This window comes from Acinetobacter sp. T_3_1, from assembly GCF_025377055.1.
Classification (GTDB): Bacteria; Pseudomonadota; Gammaproteobacteria; order Pseudomonadales; family Moraxellaceae; genus Acinetobacter; species Acinetobacter kookii.
In genome coordinates this window covers 1-22,298 of record NZ_JACHVD010000014.1, presented here as the reverse complement: position 1 = coordinate 22,298, position 22,298 = coordinate 1, and the positions used below count along the sequence as shown (strand labels likewise).

Annotated in this window: 21 protein-coding genes and 1 pseudogene; 10 read left to right on the top strand and 12 right to left on the bottom strand. The window is 44.7% G+C overall.

All coding sequences use genetic code 11. From position 1 onward, the window contains the following. Positions 1-43 precede the first annotated feature (43 nt). A complete protein-coding gene (locus H4I94_RS12360; protein ID WP_261183285.1) occupies positions 44-481 on the bottom strand; it encodes a DUF2147 domain-containing protein in 438 nt (145 codons plus the stop codon). A gap of 154 nt (positions 482-635) precedes the next feature. On the opposite strand from H4I94_RS12360, the gene H4I94_RS12355 reads away from it, so the two are divergent. Beyond that, positions 636-1,547, top strand: coding sequence for an alpha/beta hydrolase (locus tag H4I94_RS12355; protein WP_261183284.1), 912 nt, complete (start codon positions 636-638; stop codon positions 1,545-1,547). Positions 1,548-1,632: 85 nt separating this feature from the next. On the opposite strand, the gene H4I94_RS12350 is transcribed toward H4I94_RS12355, so the two are convergent. Further along, positions 1,633-2,199 carry an FMN-dependent NADH-azoreductase gene (locus H4I94_RS12350; RefSeq protein ID WP_131274203.1) on the bottom strand — a complete coding sequence of 189 codons (567 nt, stop codon included), beginning with the start codon at positions 2,197-2,199 and terminating at the stop codon, positions 1,633-1,635. Between the two features lie 259 nt (positions 2,200-2,458). On the opposite strand from H4I94_RS12350, the gene H4I94_RS12345 reads away from it, so the two are divergent. Further along, a complete protein-coding gene (locus tag H4I94_RS12345; RefSeq protein WP_261183283.1) occupies positions 2,459-3,658 on the top strand; it encodes a GGDEF domain-containing protein in 1,200 nt (399 codons plus the stop codon). Here the strand turns inward: H4I94_RS12345 and H4I94_RS12340 are convergent. The 5 genes from H4I94_RS12340 to H4I94_RS12320 all read right to left on the bottom strand — a co-directional run bounded on the left by H4I94_RS12340 (position 3,655) and on the right by H4I94_RS12320 (position 8,080). After that, positions 3,655-4,335, bottom strand: a complete 681-nt coding sequence (locus H4I94_RS12340) for a glutathione S-transferase family protein (RefSeq protein ID WP_261183282.1) — start codon at positions 4,333-4,335, stop codon at positions 3,655-3,657. The genes H4I94_RS12345 and H4I94_RS12340 overlap by 4 nt on opposite strands. A gap of 4 nt (positions 4,336-4,339) precedes the next feature. After that, positions 4,340-6,178 carry a protein-disulfide reductase DsbD gene (gene dsbD / locus H4I94_RS12335; protein ID WP_409976763.1) on the bottom strand — a complete coding sequence of 613 codons (1,839 nt, stop codon included), beginning with the start codon at positions 6,176-6,178 and terminating at the stop codon, positions 4,340-4,342. A 17-nt stretch (positions 6,179-6,195) separates the two neighbouring features. After that, a complete protein-coding gene (locus H4I94_RS12330; RefSeq protein ID WP_261183281.1) occupies positions 6,196-6,966 on the bottom strand; it encodes a transporter in 771 nt (256 codons plus the stop codon). A gap of 15 nt (positions 6,967-6,981) precedes the next feature. Continuing rightward, a complete protein-coding gene (locus tag H4I94_RS12325) occupies positions 6,982-7,524 on the bottom strand; it encodes an ankyrin repeat domain-containing protein (protein ID WP_131274208.1) in 543 nt (180 codons plus the stop codon). Positions 7,525-7,702: 178 nt separating this feature from the next. Beyond that, positions 7,703-8,080, bottom strand: coding sequence for an HPF/RaiA family ribosome-associated protein (locus H4I94_RS12320; RefSeq protein ID WP_092820667.1), 378 nt, complete (start codon positions 8,078-8,080; stop codon positions 7,703-7,705). A gap of 493 nt (positions 8,081-8,573) precedes the next feature. On the opposite strand from H4I94_RS12320, the gene H4I94_RS12315 reads away from it, so the two are divergent. Together H4I94_RS12315 and H4I94_RS12310 are read left to right on the top strand one after the other, a co-directional pair. Beyond that, positions 8,574-9,323 (top strand): outer membrane protein OmpK, encoded by a 750-nt coding sequence (locus H4I94_RS12315; protein ID WP_261183280.1) that lies wholly within the window; start codon positions 8,574-8,576, stop codon positions 9,321-9,323. 111 nt (positions 9,324-9,434) lie between these two features. Beyond that, positions 9,435-9,941 (top strand): GNAT family N-acetyltransferase, encoded by a 507-nt coding sequence (locus tag H4I94_RS12310; RefSeq protein ID WP_261183279.1) that lies wholly within the window; start codon positions 9,435-9,437, stop codon positions 9,939-9,941. Positions 9,942-9,999: 58 nt separating this feature from the next. Here the strand turns inward: H4I94_RS12310 and parE are convergent, their stop codons facing one another. Both parE and H4I94_RS12300 read right to left on the bottom strand, forming a co-directional pair. Next, positions 10,000-11,880 carry a DNA topoisomerase IV subunit B gene (parE, locus tag H4I94_RS12305; protein WP_131274211.1) on the bottom strand — a complete coding sequence of 627 codons (1,881 nt, stop codon included), beginning with the start codon at positions 11,878-11,880 and terminating at the stop codon, positions 10,000-10,002. A gap of 14 nt (positions 11,881-11,894) precedes the next feature. Further along, positions 11,895-12,479 (bottom strand): YqiA/YcfP family alpha/beta fold hydrolase, encoded by a 585-nt coding sequence (locus tag H4I94_RS12300; RefSeq protein ID WP_261183278.1) that lies wholly within the window; start codon positions 12,477-12,479, stop codon positions 11,895-11,897. 247 nt (positions 12,480-12,726) lie between these two features. Here H4I94_RS12300 and H4I94_RS12295 point away from each other — a divergent pair, with 247 nt between their 5' ends. Further along, a complete protein-coding gene (locus H4I94_RS12295; RefSeq protein WP_261183277.1) occupies positions 12,727-14,058 on the top strand; it encodes a GPI inositol-deacylase in 1,332 nt (443 codons plus the stop codon). 48 nt (positions 14,059-14,106) lie between these two features. Here the strand turns inward: H4I94_RS12295 and H4I94_RS12290 are convergent, their stop codons facing one another. Both H4I94_RS12290 and gshA read right to left on the bottom strand, forming a co-directional pair. After that, entirely contained in the window at positions 14,107-14,631 is a 525-nt protein-coding gene (locus tag H4I94_RS12290; RefSeq protein WP_261183276.1) for a disulfide bond formation protein B, read from the bottom strand. An 18-nt stretch (positions 14,632-14,649) separates the two neighbouring features. Further along, positions 14,650-16,227, bottom strand: a complete 1,578-nt coding sequence (gene gshA, locus H4I94_RS12285) for a glutamate--cysteine ligase (protein ID WP_261183275.1) — start codon at positions 16,225-16,227, stop codon at positions 14,650-14,652. A gap of 226 nt (positions 16,228-16,453) precedes the next feature. Between gshA and H4I94_RS12280 the strand changes: the two genes are divergently transcribed. From H4I94_RS12280 to H4I94_RS12260, 5 genes are all read left to right on the top strand, one after another. Further along, positions 16,454-16,993: a DUF924 family protein gene (locus tag H4I94_RS12280; RefSeq protein ID WP_131274215.1), complete on the top strand. Its 540-nt coding sequence runs from the start codon at positions 16,454-16,456 to the stop codon at positions 16,991-16,993. Positions 16,994-17,043: 50 nt separating this feature from the next. After that, positions 17,044-17,598, top strand: coding sequence for a CC0125/CC1285 family lipoprotein (locus tag H4I94_RS12275; RefSeq protein ID WP_261183274.1), 555 nt, complete (start codon positions 17,044-17,046; stop codon positions 17,596-17,598). A gap of 30 nt (positions 17,599-17,628) precedes the next feature. Further along, on the top strand, positions 17,629-18,936 hold the full coding sequence (locus H4I94_RS12270) for a DUF445 domain-containing protein (protein WP_261183273.1): 1,308 nt from the start codon (positions 17,629-17,631) through the stop codon (positions 18,934-18,936). A gap of 350 nt (positions 18,937-19,286) precedes the next feature. Next, positions 19,287-21,077 (top strand): arginine--tRNA ligase, encoded by a 1,791-nt coding sequence (gene argS, locus H4I94_RS12265; RefSeq protein WP_261183272.1) that lies wholly within the window; start codon positions 19,287-19,289, stop codon positions 21,075-21,077. A gap of 163 nt (positions 21,078-21,240) precedes the next feature. Further along, on the top strand, positions 21,241-21,852 hold the full coding sequence (locus tag H4I94_RS12260) for an SPOR domain-containing protein (protein ID WP_261183271.1): 612 nt from the start codon (positions 21,241-21,243) through the stop codon (positions 21,850-21,852). Positions 21,853-22,043: 191 nt separating this feature from the next. Here the strand turns inward: H4I94_RS12260 and H4I94_RS12255 are convergent. Then, positions 22,044-22,298 (bottom strand): annotated as a pseudogene (locus H4I94_RS12255) (transposase); the annotation flags it as partial.

Here is a 22,298-nt window from a genome sequence, read left to right as displayed (position 1 = left end):
GAAAGTCAGGCTTTTTTTGTTTAATCCATTTGGCTCAGCACACTTAGTTTGCGCGAATCCAGGTCTGGTTACGACCTAAAACGGATACGCCAATAAAACCGCGTAATTCCAGGGTCTTACCGCCATTTTCCAGTTCACCTTTTAGTTTATAGGTTTTGCCTGAAGAAGGGTCAAGAATGGTACCCTCTTCATAACTTGTACCACCGACATTTTTAAGACCGTGAACAATCTTTAAACCTTTTAAAGATTTATTGTGATAAGGACCTTCACATTTTTTACATGCCTGTTCTTCGCCCGGCGTCAAAACTTTTTGAATACTCGCAGACAATGTGCCATTTTTTTGTTCAGTAAATTTTACGATTGCTTTGGGTTGTTTTGTTTTATCGTCAATCGTTTTCCAAACTGTTCCATTTAAAGGATCAGCAGCATTCGCCAAAGCTGTTAATCCAAGCAATCCTAATGCAAGAGCAATTTTTTTCATTTTTTTTCGTTTCCTAGTCTAGTGTAGACGGCCTTAGTATTAAAAAGTCACAACATATTTGCAATTTTTCCGTGTGACCGTTTAGTGTAATCTTGTAACTTGAATTGGTAAATATCCAGTTATCCCCCAAAAGACATAAGAAGATGGAAAAAACATGAAGATAAGTCCGTTATGGAAACAATTAATTACAGAAAGTTTTTTAAAAACCACCATCCGTCTGCCAAGCCAGTTTAACTTAGCGCCAAGTTCAGCACGTTTTGCCATTGAACAAATGTGCCGTCTATTTCCGCAGAATAAAAATGTCCGTATTCGCCCCATTCGTCTTGCCGGTTTACGTGCTGAAGAAATCAAACCTTACAATGACGTTACCCAGCTTATTTTACATATTCACGGCGGCGCATTCTTTTTAGGGTCTTTAAATACTCATCGGGCATTTGTATCTGACATGGTGGCACGCACCCAGATGCAAGCGCTGCATGTAGATTATCCTTTGGCCCCTGAACAGCCTTTTCCTGAAGCCCTGGATGCACTGTTTGATATTTACAATACTTTGCTGGTTCAGGGCATACAGGCCAAGGATATCATTTTGTCTGGTGACTCCTGCGGTGCCAATCTGGCTTTGGCCTTGGCCCTTAAGATTCGTGATGAAGAGCTGCCTCAGGTCAGCGGTCTGATGCTGTTGTCACCCTTTTTAGATTTAACCCTCACCAGTGAATCCTTACGCTATAACCAGAAACATGATGCCTTATTGTCCATTGAAACCTTAGAAACCGGGATTGATTATTACGTCCCGAAATCGATGGATAAATCACATCCCTCAATTTCTCCTCTATTTGCAGATTTAACCGGATTACCCCCGACGCTGGTGCAGGTAGGATCCAAAGAAATTCTGCTGGACGATGCACAGCGCTTTAAAGAAAAAGCCGAGCAGGCCAATGTACAAGTCACCTTTAAACTCTACACCGGCATGTGGCACAATTTTCAGATGTTCTATGCCTGGTTTGATGAAGCCAAGCAGGCCCTGGCCGACCTGGCCGAGTTTGCCCATGCACTGGATCAAAGCTAAATTTAATCAGCAACTTCAACATTCTCCATAAAAAAGGTCAGCCGAAGCTGACCAAAGAGGAATCATGGGATGGAATCATTGCAAATTACAGGCTTTTTACCTGAGCCAAAGCACTGGCAATTGCCTGATCTTTTAACTCTGCGCCCATATTGACGCCTTCAGCACGAATAATTTCAACATCATTCACACCGGTAAAGTTAAATACTGTTTTCAAAAAGCCTTCCTGGAAATCTGCCGGGCTATTTTCACCATACACGCCGCCACGACTGCTGGCGATATAGGCTTTTTTTTCGCCCGCCAAACCGACAGGACCATTTTCAGTATATTTGAAAGTTTTACCCGCCACACTGATACGGTCAATCCAGGCTTTTAGCGTAGAAGGCAAACCAAAGTTATACATTGCCGCACCCACCACGACCACGTCAGCATCCAGATATTGCTGAATAATTTTTTCGCCTAAGGCTGCCTGTTCAGCATCTTGCCCCATCAAAATTTCAGCGGTCAAATGTGGAATGGGCTGTTTCGCCAGATCTAGATATTCTACGCTTGCATCTGCATGCTTGGCTTGCAGTTGAGTGACAATCGCCTGACTCAATTGGCGTGAAACAGAATTCTCACCTAAAATACTGGAATCGATATGTAAAACTTTCATGCCTGTTACCTTCATCTCTATTTATTCAATGTAGACATTTTAATCGGTCCATAAAAATAGAATAATAGATTTACATACAACACAACGTTCTATATTTAATACAATAGTAATTCAGATCAAAATATTTTTCAGACTTAAAAGTACAAAAAATAGGTATGACTATTGCTGAAAAAACGTGCTATGTTGTGATTTATTAAAAATAAATCTACTCAATTCACATTAATTTATGATTTAAAGACCTAGGGATTATATCTATCGAATGAAGCCAATCTTTTCACCGAATCACATCATCTCGTTCAAAGAAAAAATTGCGAAATACCTGTTAGAAGACGGGGGCGTAATGAACTGGAGTGTCCTGAACAAATGCATTTTGATGCTGATTTTAGGAAGTTCGGTGCATCTGATCTGGATTATCTGGAAAGTATTGGTACTTTTATCGCCTGAAGTCTGGCCTTGGGTAAATTTACCCTTGCTCAAACTGCAGCTGAAAATGAATATTCTGATGTTGACCATCTTTATTGGGCTGATTTACACATGTTCGATCTGGCGTAAAAAAGCCTGGGTAAAGCAATACCTCCCCTATATATCTGTAGGTACTTTAGTTATTTCACTCTGTCGTGATGGTTATGTGGTCGGCGTGCTCAGTCCTGCCACCATGATCACTTACATGTGCCTGCTCACTGTAGGCTTAGTGCTGTTTAAGCGTAAAATCGTTTATTGCGCGCTCATCCCCGCCACATTATTTTTACTGGTTTGCGGGTATTTAAGTCTGCAAGGTCAAATCAGTTACGGTCCATTGTTTCATCTAGATACTCTGCCCTACCAAAATATGTTTTGGGTTCTGAGTATGATGTATTTCATCGTGCCAATCTTAATTACCTGCCTGATTTTATTTGAGATTTTACTGAGCCAATGGCGCCACCGGGAAAAACTGATTCAGCATTTAAGTCAGGTTGACCCCTTAACCAATGCACTTAACCGGCGCAGCATCAATTACGTTCTGGAAAAACTGGAACGCAAGCCAAGTACATCTTATGCCCTGGTGTTAATTGACCTCGATCATTTCAAGCGCATTAATGACCAATACGGGCATGATAAAGGCGATGAAACCCTGATTCAGGTCAGTCAAGTCCTGTCACAGATTATTCGGGATAGTGATGTGGTCGGTCGCTTTGGCGGAGAAGAATTTATTCTGATTTTGAATCATTCTTCTCTGGAACAGGCACAAATTATTGCCGAGCGTTGTCGTCACGCCATTCAACAGCTTCATTTATGCAGTGATTCAGGACAGATCATTCCGGTCACCGCCAGTTTTGGCATCGCACTATCCAGCCACTCCCTAAATTCGCAACAATTGCTCAGCCAGGCAGATAAGGCGCTGTATGCAGCCAAAGCCAGCGGACGCAATCAGGTCAAATGTTACCAGGAAGAATTTTTTACTGAACCCAAGCCCTGCTAAAGCGGCTGCTGTTGATACGATTCTAAATAATTCACCCAGGCTTGTTCTTGCAACGCGCCTTCCATCCACAGTTGCATGGCCGGATGTTGCAGCATGGTGTGCATATATTGCCGTGTAGACTCGTTCACCGGTAAGGCATAGGTCATAAGCCGCGTCACGACCGGGGCATAAAATGCATCGGCAATTGAAAAGTCACCGCATAAAAAACCGTTCACCTCTGGACGTTCTGACCAGATCTGCTCGATACGTGCCACATCTTGCCTAAGCTCGGCATTGTCCTGCCATAAACGTTTCCCCACATCGGCTAAATGGGCACGGATATTCATGCCACAGGCATTGCGCAAACCGGAAAATCCGCTGTGCATTTCCGCCGCAATACAACGTGCTCGTGCCCGCTGCCTGACATCTTGCGGCCATAAATGCTGATCGGGGTGCCGTTCTGCCAGATATTCACAAATCGCCAGCGAATCCCACAGCATCAGGTCATGATCAATCAATACCGGTACTTTACCATTGGGGTTAATGGCCAATACATCCTGCTTGAATGTGCCCGTGTTCCGTTCCACGGGAAACGGTATCATGATTTCCTGAAAAGGCAACTGAAAAGCCTGCAACACCAGCCACGGGCGCATTGACCAGCTGGAATAATTTTTATTGGCAATATAGAGCTGATACATCAGATTATGATCCCATATGCTGTTGAAACAGCTCGAGCTGTTTCAGTAATTCAGTCTCGCTAAAAGCACCGGTCAGACGTAAACCCCGAATTTCCCGCTGCTTTGCATCCAGGAATAAATAGGTGGGCGGTCCTAAAATATCCCATTGATTCAACAAGACTTGATGCGTTGCATCATAGTCACTCAAATCCAGTTTAATCAGAAAATGTGGCGCAAGGGCTTGTTGGACTTGAACCGATTTTAACACCCGATGTTCAATTGGCTGACAGGCCACACACCAGTCTGCATAGACATCAATAATAATCGCCTGATTGGAAGGCACACTGCTGAGCAACTGCTGAAATTCATCCGCTGTTTTTGCCACATGCCAGGTGGCCTGGGTGGTGCTCTGTCCGATAAAAAACCGCTGGCTGTGTTGATATTGAGTATAAGCCAGATAAGGCATCACCACGAGCAAGACAATTATATATAAGGCCCGAAGTGGACTTTGTTGCCTGATGCGAAAAAAGATATACGCAATAAAAGCAATGCCTAAACCTAAGCCCGCCCATTGCAGCCAGGCCTCGGAAATAAGCGGACGAATAAAATACAGGGCTAGGGCCAACATGATAAAGGCAAACAGCACCTTAATCTGGTGCATCCACAGCCCGACTTTAGGCAGCACCCTGGACCCCAGGACACTGGCCAGTAGCAAGGGCGTTCCCATGCCAAAACCCAAGGTGAACAGCAAAATTGCCCCCTGCCACTGACTTTGGCTCTGGGAGATAAATAACAGTGCACCGGCCAGCGGCGCGGTCATGCAGGGTCCAACCAGCAGTGCCGAGATCATCCCCATGACACTTGCTCCAATCAGGCTGCCGCCTTTTTGTAGCGATTGGGCCTGATCCAGGCGGTTAAGCCAGCCTTGCGGTAATTTAATTTCGAATAAACCGAATAAATTCAGGGCAAATAAAACAAATAACCCACTGAAAGCAATCAGGGTGGAAGGCTGCTGTAACCAGCGCTGAAAGTTCAAACCGGCAGATGAAGCGATTAAGCCCAAAACTGCATAGACCATGGCCATGCTGCAAACAAACACCAGGGCAATCATCCAGGCTTTCAGCCCTTTACTGTCCCGGACAATCAGCGAGGTTAAAATGGGCAGCATCGGTAATGAACATGGTGTAAAAGCCAGCAAGATGCCTAAACCGAAAAACAGCAATAAGCCATACACCAAAGAGCTTTCAGCCAGTGTTTCCGACCACATCTGATCCTTTGCAGTATCTTGTGTGACAGGCCTTACTGTCGGTTGGAGGTTATTCTGTCCAGCACTCAACGTATTTTGACCAGTGACAGAACTGTTTGACGATGCAGAAAGATCCAGCAGACGCTTGCTTGCTCTGGCCTGATTTTGCAGCAGCACCAAACCGTCAATATCGGTCTGAAACTCAATGGTCTGCGGTGGATAGCAAATCCGGTCCTGGGCACAGCCCTGCCACGTTACCTGATAGGTTTTCGAGGCTTCGGTGGGAACCTTAAATTGGACCTGGTGAAAATAGACCTGGGTATGGCCATAATTTTCATCATGCAAATCGGTCGCTGGCGGCAAATTTAAAGCCAGCTTTTGCGTCCCTTGCCGGACTTCAAATTTATGCTGATATAAATAATAGCGATCCGGAATTGTCCAGCTCAGCTGAGCTTCATGTGTGCTGCTGGATTCAACACTCAAAGAAAAAGCATCCTCGGCTGCAAGCAATTGCTCCTGCGCCTGCAGGGTCATGGAGCACAATAAAATCACACTACCGATCAATCCGCATATAGCGAACCGAAACCACCAGCCAAGCTCTTGAAGATGCTTTTTCATATCAGTTTATTTTTGAATTAAAACAGGAAAGAAACGCCCAAACCTGATTGATAATTTTTATCTCGACCATTTAAGTCTACCCCAATACTGGCATCCATTTGCATACGCTCATTCAGCGCATAAACCAGTCCGGAACCCAGTGCATATTCATAGTGTTGACTTTCAGCTTTGCGATAGACCAGTTCAGAAAAACCGGACAATTTATCGGTAATCTTATATTCAATGTTCGGTATTGCAGTCACCGCCCAATTGCTGTTTTGCGCTTCATAACGCATGGTCATAGAGGTACGAATTAAATCACTATACTCATAAGCGACAGCCGAAGTCAGACTGTAAATATCATCCTGATTGCTAAAACCATCATTGCCGGTTGCAAGAATCGCTTCGGCTAAAATGGCCATAGACAGCTTTTCATCATCCAGATTAATGGCTTTTTTCACCCCAATGCTGACATCACCCAGACCGTCTTCTTCAAAAGACTGACCTGCGGTTCTGGTTTTTGACCAGGATGGACCTTGCCAGCCCAACTGCAACTCAAGGTCTTGCGCTAAACCGGTACGCAACAACATGTCGGCATTTAAAGTGGTATTTTTCACTTTGATTCCGTTTTCATCGCTACTTTCTGAATAGCTGAGGCTGGGTAAGCCTTGTTCCCATGCCAGCTGACCGACTGGAGTAATCCCTGTGCCTATTCCCGCACCTGGACGGTCAAAAGAAAAATCGGCAGCCATGGCATTGATACTGAAACCCGCCGCAAAAATGAAACCTACTGTTTTTACTACTGACATGAGTTGTCTCACTAATTATGTTAATTCTTTAGTCATTTTGGCCCCATGACTACGGAGCAATTCTAAAGTTTGCTTTTCTTCGGCCAAGGCTTCTGACCAGTTGATTTCATCAAAATCACAGTCAAAGAATAAATCACTAATCGAAGATAATATGGTCTGGCCATCTTCATCTTTGGTGTTGGGGTCTACTTTTTCATCCAGCAAACGTTTTACGGCAGGTACGCAGGCAGAGCTGGCGGCATCCCATAATGGACCATACAGCTCTTCGGCATCCCATAAATGTAAATTGACTTTGGCTTGAATAAGTGCCTCTAAAATTTCAAGATGAACCGCCAGATTCTGCTGTTTTTCTTGTTCAGATAAAGGTGAACCGGCTTCATAGGCTTCGCAAATATGCTCCCACCATTTGAACAAACCATCGGACCAGACAGAAATGGCCGGCCCTTTTTCCAGATCAATAAAATTCGGATCGAGACCTTCTGCCAAAAGACGTTGCACCTGGGCAAGATCCAGTTCTTCTATTGCCTGTACAAAGACTTGTTGTTGCGCTGTTAACATGGAGAAAATACTCTTCAATCATTTTTTGACTATTATGCCGAATAAACTGTCATTTGTTTTAGCTAAATCTATACCGATTATATTTTTTAATGCCTTTTGACTTGTGCAGAAATAGCAGATTAAAAAGCCCATAAAAAAAGCTCCGAAGAGCTTTTTTATTACCTAAGCAAAATTGCGCTTAATGATTTGCATCATCCACATCACTGGCTTCAGCAGTTTCAGCAAGTACCGGCACTGCAGCGCGCGGATCATCTATTTTCTCAAATAAATGTTCTAAACTGCGTTTTAAGCGGTCAATAGCGCCATGAATGGCAGTATCGATATTATGACCATGATGATTCACCACCACCGGTTTCAAGCCTGCCGGGCGTGCTTCGATCATGCAGTGAATATCATCTGCACCACCTTTGGCACCATTTTCATCGCTGAAATGAACCGAGAAATGGGTAATACGTTCGCTATAGCGTTGGAATTCAGCATTCAGTTCTGCACGAACATAAGTAATTAAACGATCACTATTTTGGATGTTTTTATCGGTACGGATTTCAATGTTCATATAATTTCATCCTCTTTATTCATCAAATCTTTTTTGTGCAAAACTTCTTATCTTGGCACGTTTCACCTTGCTGTTAACAACAGCGCTGAGCATCTTCAAATCAGTCTGGAACGAATTCCTCCACATTGAACGATGAACACTTTTGAGTCTGCAGATTCGTGTCCTTATGCTTTGAATATAAGGGTCTAGGTGAAGCTTATGCAAGTAGTATTTTGATATTTTTTTAAATACCCTATAAAGAATAGGTGATTTGACTTTTCCGATAAAATAGTTTGATAAATATCACATTATTTATTTGAAGATAAAATTCTCTCCTGCAACCATTTTACTTTTTTTATCAACATGTATTTTTGGGTATCAAAGCTGTGTCGTCATTTTGATGATAAGTGATCTGAGCAAAATAGACGATTTTTTTAACCATTGATCAATTTTGGCTTTATTTTTACTTAAGAATCTGTATCCTTTGTGTGCTTCTCGGGGGAGATATTTTTTAATGAAACTTACACAAATTTTTGCTACATGTGCATTGGCTCCAGCTGCTGCATTCACTCAAGCTTCACCTGTAGTATGGCAAGATTTCAGCTTGACTGGTCTTTATGGTGAAAACTATGAAGTAGGTACTGAAGACCGTACAACTGTTACTGCAGAATATGCAGCTAAACTTAAATATTCTGATGTATTCTTCTTCGTTGACCATCAATTGGATGGCAATGATGAACAAAATACATATTTCGAGTTAGCGCCACGTTTAAGCTTAGGCGAAGTATCTGGAAAAGACCTTTCTTTTGGTCCAATTAAAGATGTCCTTATTGCGACAACTTGGGAACATAATGCAGGATACGATCAAAACCAAGAGTTTAATAACTTCCTGTACGGTATTGGTTTCGCTTTAGATATTCCATACACCCAGTATGCAAATGTGAACTTCTATAAAGTAGATAACGATTCGAAATCAGCTTTCACTAAAGATGATTATCAAATGACGATCACTTATGCCGTTCCGTTTAAACTAGGTTCTGAAGATTTCCTGGTAGATGCCTTCCTGGATTGGTCAACAGCTGAAAAAGGCGCTCAAGCAAGCGAGCTGAACTGGACCAGCCAATACAAATGGAATGTCGGCAAGCACATCTCCCCTAAAACCAAACTATACGTGGGTGTTGAACACTCGGTTTGGAACAACAAATTTGGTATTCAAGGCGTCGATCAAAATGACGTCAGCGCTTTGGTCAAATACCACTTCTAAGCACCTCGTTGTGAAGGTTGAAAAAGCAAGGCTTCGGTCTTGCTTTTTTATTGCTGAAAATCAGGTTTATTTCTAAAATCCTGAGTCTATTGATTCGTTCGGCCTATGCTCATGGACTTTCTGATTCGTCCCGCTCAAACACAAGACCTGGAACACCTTCTTAAAATTTATAATGCTGAAATTTTAAATGGCACTGCGACCTGGAATAGCACCCCAAAGTCTATTGAGGATTTTCAGAGCTGGTTTAAAGACCTTGCTGAGCAGCAATTTCCACTATTTGTTGCTGAACATTCAGAGACTAAACACATCGCAGGCTATGCCGATTATTCATCTTTTCGTCAAATTACCGGGTTTAAACACACGGTTGAACATTCCGTCTTTATTCATCCGGACTTTAGCGGGCAAGGTCTGGGCAAAGCCTTAATGCTAAAACTGATTGATCATGCACGGCAAAATCATATTCATGTGATGGTCGCTGCGATTGATCATGAAAATCAGGCATCAATTGTATTCCATGAAAAATTAGGCTTTAAGCAGACGGGTTATATGCCAGAAGTTGGACAAAAATTTGGAAAATGGCGTGATCTGGTGTTGATGCAACTCAATTTAAACACATAAAAAAAGCCCGCACTTGCGAGCTTCTTCATAGATAGATGTGTATGCATTCAAATAAAAACTAAACTGCTAAATCCGCCAGATTACCTTTCTGTTCTAACCAGTGTTTACGGTCTGACGAGCGTTTTTTCGCCAGGAGTTTATCCAGTAGACCTGCGGTAAAATGCGCATCGTCCAGATCAAGCTGCACCAGACGACGGGTATTCGGGTCCATGGTGGTTTCACGTAACTGGCTGGCATTCATTTCACCCAGACCTTTGAATCGGGTGATTTGCGGATTTTTGCTTTTGCATTTTTTCAAAATGCTTTCCAGCTCTTCTTCATCCAGTGCATAGTGCACATCTTTAGCATCATCGATACGGAATAAGGGCGGCATGGCCACAAACAGATGCCCTTCTTCGACCATGGCCGGGAAGTGTTTTACAAACAGGGCACAGAGCAGGGTCGCAATATGTAAACCATCCGAATCGGCATCGGCCAGAATACAGATTTTACCGTAACGAAGTTCTGACAGGTCATCACTGCCCGGATCAACCCCAATGGCAATGGCAATGTCATGTACTTCCTGAGAACCCAAGACCTCATCAGAGGATACTTCCCAGGTATTCAAAATTTTCCCGCGAATGGGCATGATCGCCTGGAAATTCTTGTCACGTGCCTGCTTGGCAGAACCGCCTGCAGAATCCCCTTCCACAATAAACAGTTCCGATTCTTCCAGGGTATGTCCGACACAGTCGGCTAATTTGCCCGGTAATGCAGGCCCGGAAACAATCTTCTTGCGTTCAACTTTTTTCGCCGCTTTTAAACGGCGACCTGCCTTGGCAATTGCCAATTCAGCCAGCTGCATGGCAATGTCTGAGTTTTGATTCAGCCACAGTGCAAAGGCATCTTTGGCAATATTGAGCACAATACTAGATGCTTCACGGCTCGACAGGCGTTCTTTGGTTTGACCGGAAAATTGTGGTTCCTGAAATTTTAACGACAGAATGTAGTTCACTCCATCCCAGACATCTTCGGCAGACAGTTTCAGATTGCGCGGCAACAGATTGCGCAGTTCACAGAACTCGCGCATGGCATCGGTGACCCCTGAACGCAGACCGTTGACATGGGTACCGCCTTGCGCAGTAGGAATCAGGTTGACATAGCTTTCCTGAATCTGTTCGCCGCCTTCGGCATTCCAGCAAATCGCAAATTCGGCACTGGCACGTTCGGCTTCACCACTGGCCACAAAAGCGGGACTCGGAATGATTTCACGGTCTTCCAGCTCATCCATTAAATAGTCGACCAGACCATTTTCAAACTGCCAGCTGATCTTTTCATCATTGATCTGGTCAACATAATTGATTTCCAAACCTGCCGCTAAAACGGCCTTGGCTTTTAAATTATGTTTTAACGCTTTTAAAGCAAACTTGGGCGAATCAAAATATTTGGCTTCCGGCCAGAAATGTACCGTGGTTCCTGTCGCGCGTTTCGGTGCTTTACCTTGCAGCACCTCAAGCGGAGCAACCGGCTCGCCGTGTTCAAAGGCCATTTTATACAGGTTGCCCTGACGCTGTACCTCGACTTCCACACGAGTCGACAGCGCGTTCACCACTGAAATGCCCACGCCATGCAAACCGCCGGAAAACTGGTAGTTATCGGTACTGAATTTACCGCCGGCATGCAGCTTGGTCAGAATGATTTCGATCCCGCTCTGGCCATATTCCGGATGGATATCCACCGGCATCCCCCGGCCATTGTCTTCAACCGACAGGGAACCGTCTTTATACACCGTGACGGTAATTTTGTTGGCATGTCCGGCAAGTGCCTCATCCACAGCATTATCAATGACTTCCTGCGCCAAATGGTTTGGACGAGTGGTATCGGTATACATACCCGGACGACGACGTACCGGATCTAAACCAGATAAAACTTCAAGTGATTGAGCCGTATATTGAGACACGTTGTACTGCTTCCTTAATTTATACAATCCGATAAAAACTGTAATGCCATCGGTATTTTGTCTGCGAAATTTTCCATCGCATGGTTGCCATTTGCTTCCGTGATCAGCATGGACTGATGCGAAGCATTGCTATAATAGCGCTGTGCTTCACGATAATCCAAAACTTCGTCACCTTGTTGTAATAACACTAAAATTTTGTCCGCATCTTGCACAAATGGCACAGCCATCTGCTCAAGCTGATCAAGATGGGTATGATCCAGGGTCCATTTTTCACTGACCACATAGGGGATCTGCTCGACACCAAACAAGTCTCGAAACAGTTGCCATGGTCGCATAGCGGGATTAATTAAAACAGCCGGCACGCTATACTTTGCGACCAGCTGTGTCGCATAAAAGCCACCCAGACTGCTCCCTACCAGCACCACCTGGTCCAGACTTTCAATCATGGCAGCCACATGCGCGATTGTCTGCGCTGGAGGCATGTTGAGATCCGGCAGATGTACCTGAAGATTGCCCTGCTGCTGACAGTAGTCTTTAATTTGCTGGCCTTTTATGGATAAAGCACTGCTTTGAAATCCATGTAAATAAATGATGTTCATGGTTTTTATTGCATCATTATCAAATTTAAACTAGATTTATTTTATGCCTAAGTCTTAGCTGCCTATCTGTTTTAATGTAGATATAACAAGGATTGTCAGACAAAAAAATTAATACTGAAGCTCAATCATCGTTATTGTAAAAACTGTTCCAGATGAACGATATAAAATGAAAAGCTAAGAGTTTATACCGTGATCCCAAAAAAAAATAAAGGGTCTGGGAAACATGGTCACAAAAAGGACAGGTCAAATGCCGAGTTTAACCCCATTACATGAAACCTATTGTAGATGGGACCGTACACCGCCCAGTCAAGCTGATGTATTGGAAGGTCTCGCACAATTGGTGACAACCCGTCTAAACGACGTCATGCAGGAGCTGATCCAGGCGATTCAACGCGAAATTTTAATTAGCATGTTTGGCATGAGTGAGCAACGCTCGAAAAAATTGCAAAAAATTCCTTATATCGACAAACTCTACCAGCTGTCCTTCGACACCCTGCTCAACTACGGCAACTATTTATTGGCACCAGGCCTACGTCAAATTATTGAAAAATACCCAAAATTACATGACAAGCCGCTCACGCCTAACCTGCATTTTCTGGTCGGGGTGCTCAACGGGGTGCTGGGTGATTACTTATTAAAATACCAGAACCCGATGGCACTGCCGATGGTGCTGTATGACCATTACGGCGGGCTGCAAAAGGGCGATTTATCCGGTCGCGTGGTCATTTTTGTACATGGCTTGTGCATGAATCATCTGGGCTGGAGCAACACGCAATACGGCGGTATTGGCGAGAAATTGCTGGCGCAACGTGGCAATAACACCATGCTGTACCTGAATTACAATAGCGGACGGCGTATCTCGGCCAATGGCCGTAGTCTTTCCCATACGCTGGAAGACTTGATTCGTCGCAATCCGCGCATTACCAGTATTGATTTAATTGGCCACAGCATGGGCGGTCTGGTCTCGCGCAGCGCCCTGTTTTACGGCAAACAGAACATGTATCAATGGATACATCTGACCGAAAACCTGGTCTGCCTGGGTTCACCGCACCATGGCGCAGTCTTGGAACGTTTCGGGTTTATCCTGCAAGACAAACTGGGGCATTTTCCCTTTGTGAAAATCATCCGGCATATTGTCAATATCCGCAGCAATGGCATTCTGGATTTGCGCTATGGCAGTGTGCGTGATGATGACTGGGAGCATAATCACGCCCGGATTGGCGGCATGGATGACAACCGTAAACCGGCTCCCCTGCCAAAACATATCAATACCTATCTGGTTGCAGGCACCATTGAATATGAAAATAAAAAGAACCGAACCTTAAAGGTGTTGGGGGACTATCTGGTCAGTGTGGAAAGTGCTTTAGGTGAACATCCCAATCCGCGTTTTCAACTGAAAGTGCCGGAATCACACAAAGCGATCTTTTATGGCTTAAGTCATTTTGAAATTCACTATCATTCCAGTGTGGCGGAACAGATTGCAAAATGGTTCTACCCGCCGCAAAATGAACAGGTCAAAGAAGAAGTGCATGAATACCGCATGCAGCTGGAAGATTTATCAGGTATTGCACTGACTTAAGTCAACAATAAAAAAGCCAACGTTCAGTTGGCTTTTTTATGCATAGCTTTATTTTTTCTTGGCTGTTTTATTGTTCGCCCCTAGATAATGACGCAACAGTTGCCACAAGCTGATCAAGGCAAGTACCGCAAAGAAAGCCAAGGACCATACCGGAAGAGATTGTCCCAAAAAGGTCCAGTCTACTTTGGCACATTCACCCGAACCTTTCAGCACCTGTTCAAATACCGACTTTAATGGCAAGGTATCGAGCCAATAATCTAAGCCTGGACCACAACTCGGCACCTGATCGGGTGGCAAATTTTGCAGCCAGACATGACGTGCAGCCACCCCTGCGGACCAGAGGATACTAAGCGTACCCAACAAAGCATAAAAACGCTTAAACACATTTGAAATGGGGTTATGCAGGAAAGCGATCAGGGAAATGATCCCCAGCCCAATTAGCCCTATACGCTGAAAAACGCAGAGTGGACAAGGCTCAAGCCCTTGTCCATGCTCTAAATACAACGCAAATGCCATCCCCGCGACACTAGCTAAAAATAAAAAACCACTCACGAAGCGATAACTCCATTGCATGGCAAATCCTCTTAATTTTTATCGATAATCGGCAAGATATTGCTCAAAACTGATGCTCGTATCTTGTTCCAGTTGCTGTTGCTGTTGCAATGACTGCCCCGCCAAACCATCAAAATAAGCCAGCGTATCCGGGCTTAAAGGGTGCTGTTCATAAGTTGCTGCATGTTGCAGCGCCATCATACTACCAAAACCCCATGTCCCACCATATTCTAAAGTATCGGCAATCACTTGTGCTGACAGAGTTTCATCCACCTCATCAATGCGGTTGAGCATGACCGCCAAGGCTGCTGAATACATCCGGGTGCTATAGGCGGCATCCAGTAAATCAGCCCAAGGCTGCATTTTGATGACCTGCGTACGTGCCCAGTCTTCAATCGGATGTTTTCCAGCCGCATCCACAATAGTGGCATTCGGTGCACGGCCACGATTGACCACTTCGGCCTGATTACGTTCAATCTGTTCCTGTTCCGGATCGAGCAAATCGGGGCTGTCCTGTACCAGGCAATGCAGCGCCAAGACTTCCAGAAATGCTGCCGTATTTTCATCAATTCCGATTGGACTGTACGGATTGACGTCGACTGCACGCAGTTCAACATAACCCACCCCGCGATTTTTCAGCGCCTGGGATGGGGTTTCTCCTGCTTGAGGCACCTGTTTCGGACGAACCAGGCTGTAGTATTCATTTTCAATTTGCAGCACATGATCATTAATTTGAATGGGTTCACCCTGTTCATCATTTAGCCCTAAACGGCTAAAAGGCGCATAAGGTGTTTTCACGGCTTTCTGCAAACCGTCCAGATAACCCGACAGATTGTTGTAGTGAATGCCCAATTGCTTCTGTGCAGAATTCTGATAACCGAAATTGCCCATACGCAGTGCTGTTGCATAAGGCAAGAACAGGGTGCCTTTTAATAAAGGCAACAGATGATGGTCACGCCCGGTCATGAAACACTGACAAACCGAAGGGCTGGCTCCGACCAGGAACATCACCAAAGGCGTTAAACGGATAAAGTTACGGATCAAGCCAAAATAACGGTGACTGCGATAATCCTGCAAACTGAGGCTTTTTAGCGCTTCATCGTTTTCATGCTGTTGCAGTGCTTCAAACACTTGATCCGGAAAAGACAAATTGTAATGTACGCCGGAAATGGTCTGCATACGGCGACCATAACGCACGCCCAGACCACGACGATACAAGGTCTTGAAGCGTCCAATATTGGAGCTGCCATATTGGGCTAAACGAATGTTTTCTTCGTCATCGTCCAGCATGCAGGGCATCGACAAGGGCCAGAGTTTTTCTCTATTTTCCAACTGACGGTGCGCTACCGCATGAATATCGGCCAAATAATCGAGTGCTTTTTCAATGCTGTCTTGTGGAGGAGTAATAAACTCCATCAGGGCTTCGGAATAGTCCGTGGTGATATGCGGATGTGTTAAAGCAGAGCCAAGTGCCTGAGGATGTGATGCTTGGGATAGAAAGCCATTGCTTTGCATACGGAGGCTTTCACGTTCAATACCGCGCAACATGCCCTTAAACAGCGAAGAATCCACCCAAGTTGGTACCACAACTTGAGAGGTCGATTCGGGTTGACTCATTAACAATCTCGCTTATCGGAAGATAACTACTAAATAAAACTACTAAAATAAAATCATCAGTTTATATCAGTATAACGTGATTTTTGGCTGCTACATTACACCCTGTATAGTTTTCAAGCAAAACGTCAATTTTATTTCTGGCAAATTTTTATCACAAAGATACTCTATAAGACATCTGAATTTTGTGTTTGTATTGAATAATAAGTGCTAAGGAATTGTAAATATTATGAATTATCCAGATATTTTGGACTTCTGGTTTAGTCTGGAAACTCAGCCCTTGTGGTTTGCTAAAAGTGATGATTTTGATGCACTGATCAAGCAAAAATTTCAGGACATTCACCAAAAAGCGGCACGTTCTGAGCTGTGGTCATGGCGTCAAACCGCTGAAGGCCGCCTAGCTGAAATTATTGTTCTGGATCAATTCTCACGTAACCTGTTTCGGGACCAGGCTCAGGCCTTCGCCCAGGATGCCTTGGCCCTGGCACTGGCGCAAGAAGCCATTAGCCTGGATTTGGATAAACAATTAAGTCCGGAACAACGGTCGTTTTTATACATGCCCTTTATGCACAGTGAATCGAAACTGATTCACGAATTCGCGTTAAAATTATTTCAGCGCTTAAATAATCCCATGAATCTGGATTACGAAAAAATGCATAAGGTGATTATTGACCGTTTCGGACGCTATCCGCACCGCAATCACATCCTGGCACGTAGCTCAACTGTAGAAGAGCTCGAATTTTTAACCCAACCGAATAGTCGTTTCTAAGCATTTATTGTGTCTCCTCCCGCGCACAGTAAATCGTATGGAGGTTTAACATGAAGAACAGCATTCTAGGCTTGAGCATGGTGGTGGTATTGGCCTTGTCAGGCTGTGCAACCACGCCTTCAAAACCGCTGACTTTTGACCAGCTCGGGCAATTTAGCAATACCCCCCTGAATGCACAAAGCTATCGCATCAGTTTCCAGGCCCGTCCCAATATGAGTTTTGGCACTGCCGAAGAAATTACCTTGGTAAAAGCCGCCCAGACCACAGTACAAAACGGCTTCCGCTATTTTAAGGTGCTGAATGATCCGAGTAACCGCAACCAGCCTCCCCGTCAGGCCGTGGTCTATTCCAGCCCGATGTACTATCCCTATGGCTATTATCGCCGTTATCCCGGCTTCTGGCCTGACCCGTTTTATGACATGCCACGTATAGTGACTATTGACCCGGTACAGGTTTCCTATACCATTGAATGTTATAAAGATCAGAAAAAAGTACCCGACGATGCCTTTGATGCCTATTTGATTTTAAAATATTTAGGACAAAAATATGGCCTGGGTCCTAATGGCCAGGTGCTGCCCCCACCTATACCGAAAACGGCAAAATAACAATAGTTTAGCAACCGACAGGAATCTTGCATGAGCACAGCGGAAGCAATCACCACACCGAGTTTGCAACGCAGTAAACGCTTTGCCACCATTGCCTTAATCAGTGCCATCGTTACGTGGCTGGTGCTGATGCTGGTGGCCAAGCTGATTCCTGAATATGCCTGGTTCATTCATATTTTGATGCTTTCTGCCGAAGCAGGTGTGGTCGGCGGACTGGCCGACTGGTATGCCATTACCGTATTGTTCCGCAATCCGTTTGGGAAAATGCCGATTCCCAAGTTCTTGCTCGATCATACTGAAATCATTCCGCGCAATAAGGCCCGGATTGCCGAATCCATGGGGCGTTTTGTCCAGGAAAACTTTTTATCTCCACAAGTGGTGGAAAGAAGCCTAAAAAGTACCGATCTGAGTCTGGCGATTGGACAATGGCTGGCAAAGCCGGAAAATAACACCCAGGTCATGCAAGTGATTCAGCAAACCGTACCCAAGATTTTTGAATTTGTCGGTCAGGATCAGATTGGAAATTTCATTCAAAACAACAGTGTGCAGTGGGTACGTAATACCCAGATCAACACGCTGGCCAGTGAAATGCTGCGCGCGGTGCTGGAAAATGATTTCCATCAGGATGTATTGCAACGCGGACTGGATTTGGCGCATGAATGGATGATCTCACATCCTGAACAAGCCCATGAAATGACTCGCCGGCTGTTCAAAGAATTAGGCGTGTGGAAACTGGCCAAAGGTGCCAGCTGGATTGGGATTGATGTACAGCAACGCACCATCGATTCACTGATTGAACGGGTGGAATCCATGCTGGCCGACCCGCAGCATCCGTGGCGGCAAAAAATTGAACAGATGGGCCTGCAGCTTATGCTGGAGCTGGCCGATAGTGAAAGTGAAGCCAGTGAGCGTTTAAACCGCACCAAAAATGCCCTGCTGGATAGCCCTCAAGTACTGAATTTTATCAGTGGCGCCGTAGTGATCCTCTGTGATGCCATTAAAGCCGATTTACTCAAGGCAGATTCAGGCATTGCGCAAAACCTGCGTATTGCCATTCAACAGGTCGGGGAAAATATCATTTCCAATCCGGCTGTACGTCAATTGCTGAATGAACGGATGAGTGGCCTTGCGGTCAATTTAAGTGATCAATACAGCGAAAAAGTGATCCGTTTTATCAGCGAACGCATTCATGAGTGGGATTCGCGCGAAATGATCGACAAAATTGAAAATGAAGTCGGTGGCGACTTGCACATGATCCGGGTCAATGGTGTGGTGGTCGGCGGTTTTATCGGTTTAGTGCTGGGGATTATTCGTGCCTTGATTGACTGGGCGCTTTAGCAGGGAGCAAGGCACCCACACAAACTCATCCTGAGCTGCATCTGACAGAAAACAAAGCCGTGCTTTGCTCTGGTTCAGGCTGACGACAGCATAGGCAGAACGACCGCTTTTGCAGTCCTTTTGCATAGTACCGGCAATAAAATCAGCACACTAGAAAAAGCAAAGCCTTCGTGAATGATCCGTTTAAACAAGCCTAAATCATGCTTTTTTACATCTTTGGCAGCATTTATCCAGCTTCAATTCTGCACTCGTTGTCGGACAAGATTCATTCAATACAAATGGGTTCACCTAAAGACTGTGAAATTTGCTATATTTGCTGTTTTTCTGCGACATTTATTTTTCGACTGATTATGAATACGGCAATCCAAGCAGCTCTCGATCATGCAGTGCAATCTCTTCAAGCTGAAGGTGTACTTCCATCCGACTGGAATAACAGCGGTCATTTAACGCGAACCAAAGACCGAAGCCACGGTGACTTCGCTTCGAATATTGCCATGATTGGTTCTAAAGCTGCAGGTATGAAGCCTCGTGATCTTGCAGAAAAAATTCTTGCAAGCCTTCCTGAAGTAGCAGACATCAGCAAAGCAGAAATTGCGGGTCCCGGCTTTATTAACTTCTTTTTAAATGCCGACCAGCGCTTTGCTGTTTTAGACCAGATTCAAGCACAAAAAGATCAATTTGGTCGTACTCAAGCCAATGGTGAAAAACGCGTTCAAGTCGAATTTGTTTCAGCAAACCCGACTTCTAGCCTGCACGTTGGTCATGGTCGGGGTGCAGCCTATGGCATGACCGTTGCCAATCTGCTGGAAGCAACCGGTGCCAAAGTGGACCGTGAATATTATGTCAATGATGCTGGCCGTCAGATGGACATTCTGGCGACCTCTACCTACCTGCGTTATTTAGAGCTTACGGGTCAAACCTTAGTCTTCCCTAAAAATGCTTACCAGGGCGACTACGTTAAAGAAATCGCGCAAAGCATTATTAACCAAGACGGCACTACTTATGTACGTCCGGTTGCAGACGTATATAAAGATGTACCTGAAGATATTCAATACGCTGAAGAACTGGATGCTGACGGCAACAAAGTAGTATTATCCGGTGATAAAGAAAAACACATCGATGGTCTGATTCATAACTCTCAAGCTTTGATTGGCGAAGGTTATCGCGTATTCCATCAAGCAGCCTTAAAAGCCATTCTGGATGACATTAAAGATGACCTGGGCGAATTTGGTGTAACCTTCAACCAATGGTTCAGTGAAGCATCTTTAACCGAAAAAATTGAAGAAGCGCTACAAACCCTGGATCAACGTGGATTCTTATACGAACAAGATGGCAACATCTGGTTCAAGTCGACTGAATTTGGCGATGAAAAAGACCGCGTAGTCAAACGCCGTAATGGTCAAACCACTTACTTCGCCTCTGACATTGCTTACCACCTGAACAAATTGCAACGTGGCTATACCGATATCGTGGATATCTGGGGTTCAGACCACCACGGTTATATCGCACGTGTTAAAGCAGCGATTGATGCAATGGGCTATGACTCGAAAAAATTGACCGTGCTTCTGGTTCAGTTCGTGAGCTTATGGCGTGGTGGCGAGATGGTGCAGATGTCATCCCGTTCAGGTCAGTTCGTGACCTTACGTGACCTGCGTAAAGAAGTCGGCAACGATGCAGCGCGTTTCTACTACGTGATGCGTAAGTCTGAACAGCACATTGACTTTGACTTGGACCTGGCTGTGTCGCAAAGCAAAGACAATGCCGTGTACTACATTCAATATGCACATGCCCGTATCTGCCGTATGCTAGAAAAAGCAGCGACAACAGGCGTGAACTTTGATGCTGCGAATGCACGTCAATTTGCGGCGAAACTTGCGCTGGATGCAGAAACAGAAATTCTGGCCAAACTTGCAGCCTACCCGGAAATCGTGGTTCGTGCAGCCAACAGTTATGAACCGCATCAAGTCGGTAACTATCTGAAAGAATTGGCAGCATTATTCCACGGTTGGTATAATGAGCATAAAGTACTCAATGATGATGCTGAACTTACACAAGCCCGTTTATTGCTTTCAGTAAACGTACAACAGGTTTTACGTAATGGTTTAGAATTATTAGGTGTATCTGCTCCTGAGGCGATGTAAGCAAAACCAGCTTTTGCATCACTGCAAGACTGAAAGTCATGTTGATGATGCAAGCTTAGCTCATGTTTTATAGACAACAGGGTAAACAAGGGATTATTATTTTAAAAATAAGACCTTGTTTTTAAAAACATTTAATTCAAAAATAACACACGAGGAATCCCACGTGTTTGGAAAAACGCAGCGCGGTGTCTCTGAACGACCGAATAAGCCGAAAAAGCCATTAATTCCTGCATGGCTGGGAACGCTTGTCGTTATTTTAATTGTGTTGAGTTTTGCGGTAGCTTTGATGCTATGGAAACCGTGGGCACCGGTTAAACCGAAAAATCAGATCAGTTCTGAACATTATCAGGAAGATACCAACAAGGACTATCGTTTCTACGATTTATTGCCACAGCAGCAAGTAACGCCTATTCCAGATCAGGCAGTTCCTGAAACTAAAAATTCAGAAACTGTGGTGATTGTTGAAGCTCCAGAAACAGAAACCGCTCCTCCAGCTGAGACAGCCGAGCCAGGTCTGGAAAGCGCTGAAGCGCCAGTTGCCCACCAGCCGAGTTATATTTTGCAGGTGCGTAGCTATCCCGATCCAGATAGTGCCGATGCACGCCGTGCCGAAATTATCCTGAATGGTCTGTCTGCTGACGTAGTGAAATCGGTTGAAGGCGGTCAAACCTGGTATCGGGTAATTTCTGGGCCTTATGATTCTCAGGAAGCTGCAATGATTGCACAGCAAACTTTGCAACGCAGTGGCATTGATTCCATTGTGGTGAAACGTTAATTTTTAGACATTAAAAAGCGCCTTATTTGAGGCGCTTTTTTATGGCTTAAATTCCCTCTCCTGCTAGGCATAGGTATCTACACATCTTTAGGTACCTAATGCAATGGTTGCGATTTCATTTAGTTCATCTATTGAATATTCTGAGAGCAGTTGNATTCCCTCTCCTGCTAGGCATAGGTATCTACACATCTTTAGGTACCTAATGCAATGGTTGCGATTTCATTTAGTTCATCTATTGAATATTCTGAGAGCAGTTGAAGGGTGTTCAGTAAAATCGAAAGTCCTGCCAATAGGGCCGGTGCACTTTCCAGCTTGCCTCTTTTCTGCTGTCTGCCTGATAGACGGGCCAGAAATGCACGGACTTGCTTATTTTTTTCATCCGTACAACGTTGCACTCTCCACGTCAGCACACATGCCATACAGCTAATCAGCAATCGCCTTAAAAT